Source organism: Thermoanaerobacter ethanolicus JW 200, assembly GCF_003722315.1.
Classification (GTDB): Bacteria; Bacillota; Thermoanaerobacteria; order Thermoanaerobacterales; family Thermoanaerobacteraceae; genus Thermoanaerobacter; species Thermoanaerobacter ethanolicus.
Window position 1 is genome coordinate 875,784 of record NZ_CP033580.1, and the last position, 14,903, is coordinate 890,686.

The 14,903-nt window shown below is 35.1% G+C and carries 18 protein-coding genes and 1 pseudogene; all 19 read left to right on the plus strand.

What is annotated here, in order from left to right; genetic code table 11:
* Nucleotides 1–4 precede the first annotated feature (4 nt).
* Nucleotides 5–805, plus strand: a complete 801-nt coding sequence (locus EB239_RS04250; protein ID WP_003871448.1) for an ABC transporter ATP-binding protein — start codon at nt 5–7, stop codon at nt 803–805.
* On the plus strand, nt 798–2,180 hold the full coding sequence (locus EB239_RS04255; protein WP_129545092.1) for a cobyrinate a,c-diamide synthase: 1,383 nt from the start codon (nt 798–800) through the stop codon (nt 2,178–2,180). The genes EB239_RS04250 and EB239_RS04255 overlap by 8 nt, the downstream gene beginning before the upstream one ends.
* A 1-nt stretch (nt 2,181) precedes the next feature.
* Nucleotides 2,182–3,705 (plus strand): cobyric acid synthase, encoded by a 1,524-nt coding sequence (locus tag EB239_RS04260; protein WP_003871446.1) that lies wholly within the window; start codon nt 2,182–2,184, stop codon nt 3,703–3,705.
* On the plus strand, nt 3,705–4,643 hold the full coding sequence (cbiB, locus tag EB239_RS04265; protein ID WP_129545093.1) for an adenosylcobinamide-phosphate synthase CbiB: 939 nt from the start codon (nt 3,705–3,707) through the stop codon (nt 4,641–4,643). Before EB239_RS04260 ends, cbiB begins: the two co-directional genes overlap by 1 nt.
* Entirely contained in the window at nt 4,640–5,125 is a 486-nt protein-coding gene (locus tag EB239_RS04270; RefSeq protein ID WP_003870874.1) for an ECF transporter S component, read from the plus strand. Before cbiB ends, EB239_RS04270 begins: the two co-directional genes overlap by 4 nt.
* A gap of 3 nt (nt 5,126–5,128) precedes the next feature.
* Nucleotides 5,129–5,860, plus strand: coding sequence for an AIR synthase related protein (locus tag EB239_RS04275; RefSeq protein ID WP_003870873.1), 732 nt, complete (start codon nt 5,129–5,131; stop codon nt 5,858–5,860).
* A 23-nt stretch (nt 5,861–5,883) separates the two neighbouring features.
* Nucleotides 5,884–6,969: a threonine-phosphate decarboxylase CobD gene (gene cobD, locus EB239_RS04280; RefSeq protein WP_003870872.1), complete on the plus strand. Its 1,086-nt coding sequence runs from the start codon at nt 5,884–5,886 to the stop codon at nt 6,967–6,969.
* The gene (gene cobU, locus EB239_RS04285) at nt 6,969–7,523 is read left to right on the plus strand and encodes a bifunctional adenosylcobinamide kinase/adenosylcobinamide-phosphate guanylyltransferase (RefSeq protein ID WP_003870871.1); all 555 of its coding nucleotides are present in this window, start codon (nt 6,969–6,971) and stop codon (nt 7,521–7,523) included. The genes cobD and cobU overlap by 1 nt, the downstream gene beginning before the upstream one ends.
* A 22-nt stretch (nt 7,524–7,545) precedes the next feature.
* Complete coding sequence (cobS, locus tag EB239_RS04290; RefSeq protein WP_003870870.1) at nt 7,546–8,298, plus strand: adenosylcobinamide-GDP ribazoletransferase; 753 nt, start codon at nt 7,546–7,548, stop codon at nt 8,296–8,298.
* A gap of 16 nt (nt 8,299–8,314) precedes the next feature.
* Nucleotides 8,315–8,701: a sirohydrochlorin chelatase gene (locus tag EB239_RS04295; protein WP_003870869.1), complete on the plus strand. Its 387-nt coding sequence runs from the start codon at nt 8,315–8,317 to the stop codon at nt 8,699–8,701.
* Nucleotides 8,698–9,222, plus strand: a complete 525-nt coding sequence (locus tag EB239_RS04300; protein WP_318261458.1) for a precorrin-2 C(20)-methyltransferase — start codon at nt 8,698–8,700, stop codon at nt 9,220–9,222. The genes EB239_RS04295 and EB239_RS04300 overlap by 4 nt, the downstream gene beginning before the upstream one ends.
* Before the next feature lie 2 nt (nt 9,223–9,224).
* Nucleotides 9,225–9,980: a precorrin-4 C(11)-methyltransferase gene (cobM, locus tag EB239_RS04305; RefSeq protein WP_003870867.1), complete on the plus strand. Its 756-nt coding sequence runs from the start codon at nt 9,225–9,227 to the stop codon at nt 9,978–9,980.
* Between the two features lie 182 nt (nt 9,981–10,162).
* Nucleotides 10,163–10,443, plus strand: a pseudogene (locus tag EB239_RS14875) (hypothetical protein).
* A 34-nt stretch (nt 10,444–10,477) separates the two neighbouring features.
* Entirely contained in the window at nt 10,478–10,726 is a 249-nt protein-coding gene (locus EB239_RS14880; protein ID WP_244262782.1) for a hypothetical protein, read from the plus strand.
* A 14-nt stretch (nt 10,727–10,740) separates the two neighbouring features.
* Nucleotides 10,741–10,941, plus strand: a complete 201-nt coding sequence (locus EB239_RS14885) for a precorrin-6A/cobalt-precorrin-6A reductase (protein WP_318261459.1) — start codon at nt 10,741–10,743, stop codon at nt 10,939–10,941.
* The gene (locus tag EB239_RS14890) at nt 10,938–11,318 is read left to right on the plus strand and encodes a precorrin-6A/cobalt-precorrin-6A reductase (protein WP_003870864.1); all 381 of its coding nucleotides are present in this window, start codon (nt 10,938–10,940) and stop codon (nt 11,316–11,318) included. The genes EB239_RS14885 and EB239_RS14890 overlap by 4 nt, the downstream gene beginning before the upstream one ends.
* Nucleotides 11,299–12,486, plus strand: a complete 1,188-nt coding sequence (gene hemA, locus EB239_RS04320; protein WP_003870863.1) for a glutamyl-tRNA reductase — start codon at nt 11,299–11,301, stop codon at nt 12,484–12,486. Before EB239_RS14890 ends, hemA begins: the two co-directional genes overlap by 20 nt.
* A gap of 15 nt (nt 12,487–12,501) precedes the next feature.
* A complete protein-coding gene (gene hemC, locus EB239_RS04325; protein ID WP_003870862.1) occupies nt 12,502–13,401 on the plus strand; it encodes a hydroxymethylbilane synthase in 900 nt (299 codons plus the stop codon).
* Entirely contained in the window at nt 13,401–14,894 is a 1,494-nt protein-coding gene (cobA, locus tag EB239_RS04330) for a uroporphyrinogen-III C-methyltransferase (protein ID WP_003870861.1), read from the plus strand. Before hemC ends, cobA begins: the two co-directional genes overlap by 1 nt.
* The last annotated feature ends 9 nt before the right edge of the window (nt 14,895–14,903 follow it).

Sequence of the window (14,903 nt, forward strand, 5' to 3'; positions counted from 1 at the left end):
TGATATGGCCATTTTACAGGTAGATAAATTACATTTTTCTTATGGAGAAAGGGAAGTTTTAAGAGGGATAGATTTCACCATAAATAAAAATATGGTGATAGGGATAATTGGTGCAAATGGAAGTGGCAAGACTACTCTTTTAAAAAATATATCAGGGTATTTGACGTCAACTTATGGTAATGTCTTTGTGTTAGGGAAAAATATCAAAGACTTTACTATAAAAGAAAAGGCAAAATATATAGGTTATGTGCCTCAAGATATAGTTTACGACTTTGAATTTAGCTGTTATGACGTAGTAATGATGGGAAGAATTCCTTATCTTAAAAGGTTTCAGTCGGAGAAAAAAGAGGACAGAGATATTGTAAGAGAGTGCATGGAAATTACAAATACATGGCAGTTTAAAGACAAAAGCATAAAAGAGTTAAGCGGCGGTGAAAGGCAAAGAGTGTATATAGCGAGGGCATTAGCACAAAAAGCTCGAATTTTACTCATGGATGAGCCAGTTTCTCACCTTGATATAAAATACCAAGTTGAAATACTGTCTCTTGTAAAAGATTTATCCTTAAAAGGGATACTTGTAATTATTGTGCTTCACGATATTAACCTCGCTTCACAGTTTTGTGATGAGATTTTCATAATGAAAGAAGGCAAAATAATAGCATCTGGGTCTCCCGGAAATGTTTTAACATTGAACAACATAAAATCAGCCTTTTCAATAGATGTGGAAGTGTTTGAAAATCCCATCACCCATACTCCTTACGTCATTCCATCGCTAAATGGAAAGGAGCAACTCAAAGTTGTGTAAAGCTGTAATGATTGCAGGCACCCATTCAGGGGCCGGTAAAACTACTGTAAGCCTTGGGCTTATGGGAGTGCTGTCAAAAAGGTATAAAGTTCAGCCTTTTAAAGTAGGTCCAGATTATATAGATGCTGCTTATCAGCGATATGTCACAGGGAATTTTTCCTGCAATCTCGACTTGTACATGTTGGGGGAACAAAACCTTAAATCGCTTTTTTACAAAAATGCCTGCAATGCTGACATTTCTATAATTGAAGGTGTTATGGGAATGTACGATGGGATTGATACTACAAAAAAGGGGAGCAGTGCTGACATTGCGAAAATTTTAGATATTCCTGTGATTTTAGTTGTAGATGCTTCTTCTATGGCGACAAGTGTATCAGCTTTAATAATGGGTTATATGCACTATGACAGGGAAGTAAAAATTAAAGGGGTGATATTAAATAAAGTTGGAAGTGAAAAACACTATGCCCTTTTGAAAGAATGCATAACAAGAGATTTAGGTATTGAGGTTTTTGGCTATCTTCCAAAGGATCCAAAATTAGATTTGCCAGAAAGACACTTAGGCCTTGTACCGATATATGAGATGCCAGAAATTAAACACAAGTTTGATACCTTATATGATTATATTGAAAAATACATTGATATAGAAAAAATTCTTAATGTAAGTGTAATTGACTGTTCAAATACATTTAGAAACACGATTGGTGAGGGCCATGATTTAAAAAGGGTAAAAATAGGGTATGCGTTTGATGAGGCTTTTAATTTTTATTACAAAGAGAGTTTGGAATTTTTTGAAGAAATGGGAGCAGAGCTTGTACCCTTTAGTCCTCTTAAAGATTATAAATTACCAGATGAAATATCGGGTTTGTACATAGGGGGAGGATTTCCAGAGGTTTTCGCGGAGAGGCTTAATAAAAACAAAAAAATGTTGAAATCGGTTAAAGATGCAATAGATTCAGGTATGCCTGCATATGCAGAGTGTGGCGGCTTTATGTATCTCACAAAAAGCATAACAGATTTACAAGGAAATACTTTTGAAATGGCAGGAATTTACGATTTTGAAACTGTCATGACAAAAAGGCTTCAGAGATTTGGCTATGTTGAGGCAGAAGTTATTGAAGATAACATCCTTTTTAGAAAAGGGGATAAAATAAAAGGGCATGAGTTTCACCACTCAATAATAAAAGGTTTTTCACAGAAAACCTCATACGTTGTGCATAAACCGGGAAAAGAAAATGCTTGGGAATGTGGATTTGTGCATAAAAATTGCCTGGCGACGTATGTTCACATAAATTTATACACATATAAAGAGGCTGTCAAGAGGTTTGTTGACAAATGTGTTCAATACCGAAACTCAAATGCTTTTCAGGAGGATTAATATGGCACTTAAATTGATGATACAAGGGACCGCATCGTCTGTTGGCAAAAGCTTGTTGGTTGCCGCTTTTTGCAGAATTTTCAAGCAGGATGGTTACAGAGTAGCCCCTTTTAAGTCTCAAAATATGGCTTTGAATTCCTATATAACCGATGAAGGACTAGAAATAGGAAGAGCACAAGCTATGCAGGCGGAAGCGGCAGGAGTTAAGCCTTCTTATCACATGAATCCAATACTTCTAAAGCCCAGTTCTGATAAAAAAAGCCAAGTTGTTTTAAGAGGCAAAGTTTATAAAAACATGTCTGCAGCCGAATACCACCAATTTAAGCCACAGCTTTTAAAGTTTATTAAAGAGGACTTTGATTTTCTTGCAAGTCAAAATGACATTGTTGTAATAGAAGGAGCTGGAAGTCCTGCAGAAATAAATTTAAGGGATAGAGATGTCGTAAACATGGGTATGGCAGAGATGGTAAATGCACCAGTACTTCTTGTAGGAGATATTGATAAAGGCGGTGTATTTGCTTCAATAGCTGGCACTTTGCTCCTTTTAAAAGAAAATGAGAGAAATCGCATTGAAGGTGTACTTATAAACAAGTTTAGAGGAGACATTGAAATATTAAAGCCGGGTTTGGAGATGTTAGAAAACATTGTACACAAAAAGGTTTTAGGTGTTGTCCCTTATATGGATGTGCACATTGATGAAGAGGATGGGGCGACGGAGAGATTTTATCGTAGGAATACAGAAGGAGATATAGAGATTGCAGTTATAAATCTTCCCCACATATCGAATTTTACGGATTTTGAACCTCTTGCTAAAGTTCCCGGAATAAAGCTTCGCTATGTGAATAAAGGGGAAAGGATTGGAGATTGTGATGTTGTTATAATTCCGGGAACAAAAAACACAATTGGAGATTTGCAAGCATTAAAAGAATATAGGATTGATAAGGAAATTTTTGAAATGAGAAAAAAAGGTAAATTTATAGTCGGCATTTGTGGAGGATACCAAATGCTGGGAAAAGTCATTAAAGACCCGGGAAGAATTGAAAGTACAACTTCAGAAATTGAGGGACTGGGACTTTTGGATATAGAGACTGTAATTGAAAATGAAAAGACAACAACCCAAATTAAGGCGGTTATTCGCAATAATTTACCATCAATATTATCACCTCTTAGAAATATTGCTGTAGAGGGATATGAAATACACATGGGGCAAAGTCGAATTTTGGGAGATTGTCAGCCTTTTTCAGTAATAACTCATAGAAATGGAGAAAAAATCGAAGTCTATGACGGTTGTATAAGCGATGATGGAAAAGTGTTTGGAACTTACATACACGGAATTTTTGAAAACAGAGAGTTTGTCAGGGAATTTATAAATATTGTGAGAAAATCAAAAGGACTTTCTCCTATAAAGGAAATTATTGATTACAAAGAATTTAAAGAAAGAGAATATGATAAGCTTGCAGATATTGTGAGAAAAAGTATCGACATGAAAGAAGTCTATGAAATTATGGAGAGGTATAAAGATTAATGGAAGTGGTATTAGCCTACTTATTGGATTTGTTGATAGGAGACCCTGAAGGATATCCTCATCCTGTAAGAATTATAGGGAGAGTGGTATCACATTTAGAGAGTATACTTAGAAAATATGCTAAAAGTGACAGAGATTTAAAAATAGCAGGTTTTATACTGTGTGGACTTACAGTAACTTTGGCATTTGCAGCAACATATGTACTACTTTATATTGCAGGACTTATACATCCATATTTAAAGTATGCTTTAGATGTTTTAATTATATATACCTGCCTTGCTACAAAAGACCTTGGTAAAGCTGCTGGAAGAGTATACGAAGCGTTGATAAAGGGTGATATAGTTGAAGCAAGAAAAAGATTATCTTATATAGTCAGTAGGGATACAGATAGGCTTGATGTTGAGAATATCTCCAGAGGAGCGATAGAAACAGTTGCAGAGAATATATCAGACGGTATAATAGCCTCTATGTTTTACGCGTTTATAGGAGGTGCGCCGCTGGCTATCTTTTATAAGGCAGCAAGCACTCTTGATTCTATGGTAGGCTATAGAAATGAAAAGTACCTCGATTTAGGATTTGCTTCTGCAAAACTTGACGACATATTAAATTTTATCCCTGCTCGCATAACAGGTTTTTTGATTGTTATAGCTGCTTTTCTCTTAGGCTATGATTATAAAAATAGTTGGAGGATTTTTTTAAGAGATAGGTTGAAACATCAAAGTCCAAACAGTGCTCACGGAGAAGCAGCAGTTGCCGGTGCTTTAAATATACAACTGGGAGGTCTTAATTATTATTTTGGAAAGCCTGAAATTAAACCAACTCTTGGGGATGGAAAAGAAAAAATTACCCCCCAACATATAAAAGACAGCATCAAAATAATGTACATGACTTCATTTTTGGGGCTTGTAGTATTTTATATAGGGAGGAGATTGATGTGAAAGAAAAAGCAAATACATTAAAAAATGTAAAGACTCTTACTCTTGTTGCTATGCTTATAGCCTTAAGTGCAGTAGGTGCTCTCATAAAAGTTTTTAACACAGTTGCTTTCGATTCAATGCCAGGATACTTTGCCGCATTATACCTTGGAGGTTGGTATGGAGCCCTTGTGATAAGTTTAGGGCATATGCTTACAGCAATTACTTCTGGATTTCCTTTAGGGCTTACAAATCACATATACATAGCAGTGCAAATGGCATTATATGCCTATTTGTTTAGATTTTTTTATCGAAAATTTAACATCTATATTGCAGTAATTGTTGCTACCATCTTAAATGGAACTGTTGCAACCCTTTTGTTTGTGCCCATATTCGGAGGGGGATTTTTTGCGGCATGGGTACTTCCCCTAACAATTGCGTCATTTGCAAATGTATTTCTTGCAGCGTTAATTTACAAAGCGATACCGAAAAGGAGTAGAGAATAAAAAGTGATTGAAAGATACAGAGATTTAGTGATAATTTATGAAAATGATGCAGCATATGTGATATCTTGTGACAGCCTTGGAGCAATAGGGAATAAAGAGCATGATGTGTTAAAAGTTGATGAAGAGATTGTAGGAAGGACTACTGTAAAAGTGGCTCTTTCGGAAGTACTATGTGTAGGAGCAAAACCCTTAGTCATATCCGATACTTTATCCGTTGAAATGAATCCAACAGGGCAAAAAATTTTAAGAGGCATAAAAAGCGAGCTTGAAGAGAACGGACTTTCAGACGTAGTTTTTACAGGAAGTACTGAAGAAAATTTTCCCACATCTATGACAGGTATAGGAATCACTGTAATAGCAAAAGCAAATATTGGAGACTTAAAAATAAAAAAAGTCAAAACAGGTATGCATGTTTCTATTTTAGGTTATCCACGTGTAGGAAATGAAGTTTTAAGCTCAAACGATGTGCTTACATTGAAAGACTACGTAAAAATTTCCAACTCAAAAGAAATAGTGGAAGCAATACCTGTGGGTTCAAAAGGGATAAAATATGAAATTGGCATATTAGAGAAGATATCAGGATTAAAGGTGGAGGCGAATTTTCCACAACATCTTGATGTATTAAAATCAGGGGGGCCTTCTACCTGCTGCCTTGTAGTCCACAGTGAGGAAGATACAGCCTCTATTAAAGGACTGACAGATAAACCCTTAACATATGTCGGAGTGCTGATTTAGCGTAAATGAAAGAAGGTGTTTCAATGAAGCCTTATGAGCATGGCGGAAATGTTTATGACTATGAAGGAGAAATAATTGATTTTAGTTCAAATATAAATCCTCTTGGGGTTCCGGAATGGATTTTTGATATTATCAAAAAAGTTGATTTAACAAAATATCCGGATATAAAATATCGAAAACTTAAAGAGGCTATTTCACAGCATGTGGGGTATTCACAAGAAAATATAATTGTTGGGAATGGTGCGACAGAGCTCATACATCTTTTTGTGAGAGCATTTAAGGTGAAAAGACCCCTCATTCCGTCTCCTGCTTTTTTGGAATATGAAAGGGTAGTCTACATAAACGGTGGTGAACCGATATATTTCAGGCTGGAAGAAGACTATGGGTTTAAAGTAAATCTCGCAAAGCTTCTTTCACAAATGGAAGAGGCGGATTCTTTAATCATTGGGAATCCTAACAATCCTACAGGACAAGCCATAATTAGAGAGGAAATAGGAATTTTATTAAAAAAAGCGGAGATTTTGAATATACCTGTCATGATAGATGAAGCTTTTATTGAATTTATGAAAGACTATAAAAATTATGAAGCTTTACCTCTTGCAAAAGAGCATGATAAATTGTTTGTTGTAAGAGCTGTTACAAAATTTTTTGGCATGCCAGGGTTGAGATTGGGGTATGGGATTGGAAGTCCTTCTTTGATACAAAAGTTAGAAGAATACAAAGAGCCTTGGACAGTCAATGCTCTTGCAGATGCTGTGGGGAGAGAAATATTTAAAGATGAAGCTTATATAGAAAAAACAAGGGAATATGTAAATAAAGAAATAGAGTATATGCTTTATGCTTTAAGAAAAATTGATTATTTAGTTGCTTTTGATACAAAAGTAAATTTTATATTGTTAAAGTTAAGAACAGGAAGGGTAAATGACCTTAAACAAATACTTTTAAAAAAAGGAATTCTCATAAGAGATGCTTCTAATTTTAGGTATCTTGATAAAAGCTTTTTTAGAGTTGCTATAAAAAGACATGAAGACAATGAAAAATTGATACAGGCTTTGAAAGAAATAGATATAAAAGATTTAGTAGAAGATAAAGAAAGGGTTGTAATATAATGAGCCTTGTTATGATCACAGGTGGTGCAAGGTCTGGCAAAAGTGAATTTGCTGAAAAATTGGCTTTAGAAAAAGGAGGAAACAGTGTCCTTTATATAGCTACTTCTATTCCTTTTGACGAAGAAATGAAGGAAAGAGTCAAAAGGCATAAAGAGAGAAGATCTTCTGCTTGGCAGACGAAAGAGGTCTATAAAAATCTATACAGTGTAATTGCAGAAAGCAGTGCGAAAGTCGCATTGATTGACTGCCTTACAGTTATGATTACAAACCTATTAATGGAAGTTGACTTAACATGGGAGAATGCAGGAATGGAGGAGATTGATAATATAGAAAATCAGATTGCTGATGAAGTAGATGAAATATTGACTGCTAAGAAAGATTTTAAGGGGGATATAATTCTTGTGACAAATGAAGTGGGAATGGGATTAGTGCCCGAATACAAACTGGGCAGGATATTTAGAGATATAGCAGGCAGGATGAATAAAAAAGTGGCAGATGCTGCAGATGAAGTTTATTTAATGGTTTCAGGAATACCTCTTAAAATAAAGGGATAATTGAAAGGGATGCAATATCTTTATGGAAGAAATTAAAAGATTGGTACTTGCGATGCAATTTATGACACGCCTTCCTATACCAATAGAAATTGATGTTGAAAAAAGAGAGTTTTATAGAATAGCATCTTATTTTCCAATAGTCGGAATTGTTATAGGAGGTATCCTTTCACTTTTGTATATTGCTTTAAAGGATTTCTTTTCCCGGGAAATTGTAATGACTTTTATTGTAGCTTTTTCTTATGTTTTAATAGGAGCAATGCATATTGACGGGCTTGCAGATACTTTTGATGGACTTTTTAGCAATAAGGATAAAAGTAAAATGCTGGAGATAATGAGAGACTCGAGACTTGGCACTAATGGAGTCTTAGCTGCAATTTTTATGGTTGTTTTAAAAATATTATTTCTCACCAATATACACGAAAATATTACTTTAACAGCACTTTTAATTACCCCAATTATTGGGAGATTGTCAATTGTGTTTTCTATGATGATAAGTAAATCTGCAAGAGGTGGAGAAGGCCTTGGAGGACTCATGCTGGGTAAAGTAGGGATAAGGGAATTTGCCATTGCTTTTGTTATTTCAATTGCTACAAGCTATTTTATACTGCCTTTAGCGGTTTTTGTAAAAATACTTACTATATCGCTTTTTGTTACTTATATTGTATCAAAGTATATTTCGCTGAGAATAGGTGGTATGACTGGGGATACTTTAGGTGCAGTAAATGAATTGGCAGAGCTTACTGCACTCATTTGCTTTGTAAGTGTGTCATTATAAAAAAGGAGAGATTTTTATGGGAAAAGGATTATTAATAATAGCACATGGAAGTCGTGTTGAAGAGACTAAAGATGTAGTTACTATGGTTGTAGAAAAAATAAAGAGCCTAAAAAATACCAAAGATGTAAAGGCAGGTTTTATGGAATTTAACGAGCCTGATATATCTACTTCCATAAGAGAATTTGTCGAAGAAGGAATTTACGATATCATAGCAGTTCCTATGTTTTTATTTGAAGGAAACCATGTGTTACATGATATACCTGAGGTTTTTGGAAAAGAAAAAGAAAAATATCCGGGTTTAAAGATTAAGTTTGCAAGGTCTATAGGGTATGATGACAGGATCGTAGGCCCACAAGCAAAGGAGAAGGAAGTATTGCTTATGAGATTGCAAAGCCTTATATAAAAGGCGATGTAGTATTTATGGAATTTCCCATGACCTACTCAAAAGAAGACCTCAAAACAAAGTGGGAAGAAAATGTTAAAAAAATCAAAGAGTTGCTTGATGAGGGGAAAGACGTAGCTTTTATAACAATAGGAGACCCCATGATTTACAGTACCTACATATACATTTTAAAAGGAATTGAGGATTACGAAGTAGAGACGATTCCTGGAATTACCTCCTATAGTGCAGCCGCCTCAAGGTTAAATATCCCAATTGCGGAGGGAAACGAGACTTTTGCAGTGATTTCATCAGGAGATGTAACGGAAATTTCAAAAGCTCTTGATATGTTTGATAACGTGGTATTAATGAAAATTTCGAGAAGATACGAGGAAATAGTAAATCTTCTAAAAGAAAAAAGCTTCAAAGGATACCTTGTGATAAAGTGCGGCCATAAAGAGGAAAAAATATCCTACCACCTTGATAGATATATAGGGAAAAAGATAGATTATTTGTCACTCATTATTGCAAAGAAGGTGAAGTAGCTGTGGTTTATTTTATTGGTGCAGGACCAGGTGACCCTGAACTTATAACATTAAAGGGGATGAAAATAATACAGGCTTGTGATGTCATCATATACGCAGGGTCACTTGTCAATAAAGAGATATTGAAATACGCAAAACCAGAGGCTGAAATTTACGATAGCGCTTTAGTGAATCTTGATGAAATAATTGAGCTTATGGTAAAATCTTATAATGAGGGGAAAGATGTAGCGAGAATACACACAGGAGACCCTGCTATTTACGGTGCCATACATGAACAGATTAGAAGGCTGGAAGAAGAAAATATAGATTATGAAGTAATTCCCGGTGTTAGTTCTTTTTTGGCAGCAGCGGCAGTTTTGAAAAAAGAGCTGACGATTCCTGAAATAACCCAGACGGTTATTATAACACGAATAGGCGGAAGGACAAAAGTACCTCCAAAAGAAGACTTAAAAGATTTATCCCGCCACAAAGCTACAATGGCGATATTTTTAAGCGTGCAGGACATTGACAAAGTTGTTTTAGAGTTGAAAGAGGGTTATGAAGAGACTACACCTGTATCAGTTGTGTACAAAGCTACTTGGGAAGACCAAGTGATTGTTACAGGTACTCTCAATGACATTTCACAAAAGGTCAAATCAAAGGGAATAAATAAAACAGCCATGATACTTGTAGGAGATTTTTTAAAAGATGTAACGTCTTATTCAAAGCTTTATGATAAGGAATTTTCTCATAGCTTCAGGAAGAAGGAAGATTTATGAGAATAGCGATAATCGCTCTTACAAAAAACGCATCAAAGTTGGCAAATGAGATTGGCCAAAAATTAAAAGGGGATGTGTATGTAAAAGAAAAATACACAATCCCTGAAGGCTACGCAATAGAAGGAGATTTTATAGACTTTGTCCATAAAATATTCAGAAAATATCAAGGGTTGGTCTTTGCAATGGCTACAGGGATTGTGGTAAGGGCAATTGCAGGGGTTGTGAAGGATAAATTTACTGACCCTGCTGTTGTGGTAGTAGACGAAAAGGGAAGTTTGCCATAAGCCTTTTGTCCGGACATGTGAGAGGTGCAAACAGGCTTGCGCTCAAAGTGGCTTCTATAATTGGAGCGCAGCCTGTCATAACAACTGCAACAGATGTAGAGGGAGTCATATCCCTTGACGTTATTGCTAAGGACTACGGGTACCAAATTGAAAATAAAGAAGATTTAAAAAAAGGTTAGCGCCGCCTTTGTAAATGGAGAAAATGTACGTTTTATCCTTGATGAAGATGTAGAGAAAATACCTTTGCTAAAAGATTATGTAAAAAACGAAGATGACCGTCAAGTTGACGCTTTTGTTTACATAACTGACAAAGAAATAAAAAAACCGTTAGAAAAACCTTATGTCATATTAAGGCCTAAAAATATAGTTATTGGTTTAGGATGCAAAAAAGGAATAGCTTTTGAGAATTTGTTCCTCTTAGTGGGGGAATTAAAGTTCACAAAGGGGCACTGGATGAACTAAGCCTCATTGATTTTATTTATAAAAACAACATAGACATTGTAGTTGATGCAACGCATCTTTTTGCAAAAGATATAAGCATAAATGCTATAAATGCCTATAACAAAACTGGCATCAAGTATATAAGGTATGAAAGAAAAAACCTATATTACTACAATGCCATTGTAGTTGAAAGTTTTGAAGAGGCAGCAGAAGAAAATACGGCAGCATTTTTTTGACTGTAGGTAGTAAAAACCTCGAAAAATTTAGGGTTCTCTGGGAAATAGGAAAAAAGGTGACGGCAAGAGTGCTTCCTTTAAGTAGCGTCATAAAAAAGTGTGAAGATTTGGGATTAAAACCCAAAGATATAATAGCGATGGAAGGCCCTTTTACCAAAGAGCTTAATTATCAAATGTTTAAAGAAAGAAATGCGGAAGTGGTTGTGGCAAAAGAAAGTGGCATTGTGGAAGGAGTATTAGAAAAATTTGAAGCTGCTAAAATGCTGGGTATTCCTGTAATTTTAATAAAAAGGCCTGATATAAATTATCCTGTTGTAGTAACAGATGTTGATAGTCTCATAAATGAGGTGACAAAAAGTGGACATAAACAATATTAAAATGGTGGGAGTAGATAAGGATACTCCTTTAGAATTGAGAGAAAAAGTTTCTTTTAAAGATATTGGAGAGGCATTAATAAAATTAAAAGAGTTGGGACTGGAGGAGGTTGTAATACTTTCCACCTGTCACAGAAGTGAAATTTACTTCTATTCACAAAAAATATCCACGGATGAAGTAAAAGATTTTTTCATAAATTACTTTGGCTTAAAAGAAGATTTCATAAAATATTTAAGGCAAATTTACGGACTTGATGCAGTGGAACACATTTTTAGAGTTGCCTGTGGACTTGAATCTATGGTAGTAGGTGAAGACCAAATATTGTCACAGGTGAAGGAGGCTATAGATACCGCACAGACTTTCAACTCTTCCGGAAAGATACTTTTTAAACTCTTTAGAGATGCAGTAACTCTTGGGAAAAAAGCTCGTACAGATACGGGTATAAAAGATCTGGCTTTGTCTATAAGCTATATTGCAGTTAAATTTGTTCAAGAAGTATTTGAGGATATAAAAGGCAAAAAGGCTTTTGTGATAGGTCTTGGCGAGATGGGGCAAAATGCTATGAAAAATCTCATAGATAAGGGTGCTGATGTATTTGTTACAAACAGGACTTTTTCAAAAACCATCCAATTAAAGGAGCAAATTCCAGAGATACATGTTGTGCCTTATGAACAAAAATATCTTTACATTGCCAGTAGTGATATTGTAATAAGTGCCACAAATGCTCCTCATTATACGATAAGTTATGAAAAGTTCAAAGAAGTTTACAATGGAAGAAAAATTTGCATGGTAGATATAGCTCTTCCTAGGGATATAGACCCAAGAATAGGACAAATAGAAGGGGTAAGTCTTTATACTATTGACGATTTAAAAAAGACAGCGGAGGAAAACAAAAAAGAGAGGCTTTTACTCATTCCCGTTATTGAAAAAATGGTGAAAGAGGAAGTGGATAAATTTGAAAAATGGTACAAAACACTTGAAATAGAGCCTTATATAAAAGAAGTAAGTAGATATGCCAATGAAGTTTATAACACAGAATTTCAAAGAATTGTAAATAAATTGACTGACGTATCTGAAAAAGACAAGGAAAATATAAAAATCGCTTTAAAAAGAGTTGCAAATAAAATGGCTAATAAAATGATAACGTACCTTAAAGAAAACGCCTATTAGAATCTGGAGGTAAAGATGAAAAAAGTTATAAAAGTCGGCACAAGGTCAAGTGAATTGGCTTTAAAGCAAACTGCAATGGTTATAAATGAAATAAAAAAGTTTAGGCAGGATTTTGAATTTGAAATAGTAAAGATAACCACACAAGGGGATGCATTAATTGACAAACCTGTTAGTGAAATAGGGGGAAAAGGGGTTTTTGTAAAAGAAATAGAAAGTGCATTGCTCAAAGGCGAAATTGACATGGCAGTCCACAGCATGAAGGACATGCCTTATGAAATACCTAAAGGGCTCAAACTCATGGCAGTTTTAAAAAGAGAAGACCCAAAGGATGTGTTTGTTTCAAGAGATGGTACGCAATTTATGGATTTAAAAGAAGGGGCTAAAATTGGGACCAGCAGTTTAAGAAGGCAAGTGCAGCTTAAAGCTTTAAAGCCAGACATACAGATTGTTCCAATAAGAGGTAATGTGAGGACGAGGCTCAAAAAAATGGAAGAACTAAACCTTGACGGCATTGTTTTGTCAGCGGCGGGTTTGCACAGGTTAGGATTGGAGAATATTATTACTGAGTATTTTCCACCTGATGTAGTTGTACCAGCACCTTGTCAGGGAATTCTTTCAGTAGAAATTGCAGAAAGTTTTGATAATATATTTCAAGAGTTTTATCCCTACATTGTTGATAGAAAAACATTTTTTGAGGCTTCTGTTGAAAGGGAACTTCTAAAAGCCTTTGGAGTTAATTGTAGACAGCCTTTTGGTGCCTATGCCCAATACAGAAAAGAGGAAGACGAAGAAAAAATAAACATAAAAGTTGCTTATCAAAAAGAGAATAAGCTTTTAAAAAGTGAAGCGACTGGCTTAATTGAAGAAACCGATAAAATGATAGAAAAGCTTATTGAAGAATTTGGAGGTATATGATGTCAGGGATTGTATATTTGATCGGAGCAGGACCTGGAGATATTGGGCTTTTAACATTGAGAGCAGTCGAACTAATAAAAAATGCAGATGTGCTGGTGTATGATAGGCTCATTAATGAAGATATTTTAAAAATGGCAAAAAAGGATGCAGAGCTTATTGATGTTGGGAAGTTTCCGGATAATCACAAAGTACCTCAAAGTAAAATAAACGAAATAATTGCGGAAAAGGCCCTTTCTGGCAAAAAAGTAGCGAGAATTAAAGGAGGAGACCCATTTGTATTCGGAAGAGGTGGCGAAGAGGCCGAATATCTTTCACAAAAAAGAATACCTTATGAGGTAGTGCCAGGCATAACATCTGCAGTGGCTGTCCTATCCTATGCAGGAATTCCTGTAACTCATAGAGATTTAAGCTCTTCATTTCACGTAATAACGGGTCATGAATGGGAAGGGAAAGATAAAAACCTCGATTGGGAGGTTATATCAAAACTCAAGGGGACACTTGTATTTCTCATGGGGATAAAAAATATAGAAAAAATTGTGCAAAAACTTCTCAATTACGGCAAAGATCCTCATACACCAGCAGCAGTAGTAATGGAAGGCACTACTCCAAAGCAAAAAGTTGTAACTGGGAAACTCATTGATATTCCAAGTCTCGTCCGAAAAGAAGGAATAAAAAATCCGGGAGTTTTTGCTGTAGGAGATGTTGTGGCATTAAGGGATAGATTAAAATGGTACGAAAACAAAAAGCTTTTTGGAAAAAGGATTTTGCTTACAAGGACCTATGAACAGTCACAGCAGATGAAAAAAATTTTGAGTGAAGAGGGAGCAGATGTTGTTGTTTGTCCTACTATTAAAATCACGCCGTTTTTAGATAATATAGTAAAGTTTTTAGAAGAAATACATAAATTCGATTATGCTGTATTTACAAGTGTAAATGGCGTTTGGAGTTTTATTGAAGCTTCCCGAGAAAAAAGGTTTGATTTAAGAAATTTAAGTATTAAAGTAGTAGCGATAGGAAGTAAGACTGCGGAAGCTTTAGAAAATATTTTTATATATCCAGATATAATTCCTGAGGAGTACACCTCATACTCTTTAGCAAATGCACTTAAAAAACATGTTGAAGGAAAAAACATAGCGCTTTTGACTTCTCAGATAGGCGGGGATATATTAATGGAAAGTCTAGAAAATTGTGCTAACGTACAAAAAATTGTCGCATATAAAAATGAACCAAATTATGAAATAAAGGGAAATCTTATAAGTAAACTCCGCAAAGGAATAGATATTGCTGTATTTACAAGTTCCTCTACTTTTAATTATATGCATCAATTAATAGGAGACGAAATAAATCTTCTAAAAAACTCTAAAATAGCTGCAATAGGACCTGTAACAAAGAAAGCTATAGAGGATAAAGGATTTAATGTAGACATAATGCCAAGTGAATACACAACGGAAAAACTTATTGAAGAAATATTAAAAAACTATCAAAACCAATAGAAAGAGGAG